This is a genomic window from Algibacter ulvanivorans, from assembly GCF_048381495.1.
Lineage (GTDB): Bacteria > Bacteroidota > Bacteroidia > Flavobacteriales > Flavobacteriaceae > Algibacter_B > Algibacter_B ulvanivorans.
In genome coordinates, this window is record NZ_JBLWGD010000112.1 from 1 (window position 1) to 255 (window position 255).

Annotated in this window: 1 protein-coding gene; it reads left to right on the top strand. The window is 41.6% G+C overall.

Annotation, left to right across the window (positions count from 1 at the left end; translation table 11 throughout):
• A partial coding sequence (locus ACNG5D_RS16185) for a hypothetical protein (RefSeq protein WP_418184553.1) occupies positions 1-255 on the top strand: 255 nt, incomplete at both ends.

Sequence of the window (255 nt, forward strand, 5' to 3'; positions counted from 1 at the left end):
ATAACTGTACTACAGATGATAACTTAGTAGTCACAAACTCTGATAGCGCTTCTGGCACTTGTCCTCTTGTTGTTACTAGAACATATACCATTACGGATGCTTGTGGAAATACTGTTAATGCATCGCAAACCATTAATGTTGAAGATACTACCAATCCTACAGCCTCTAATCCGAGTACCATTACTGTACCTGGAGGTCCTGCTCCTGCTCCTGATGTTACGGTCGTAACTGATGAAGCTGATAATTGTGGGAACA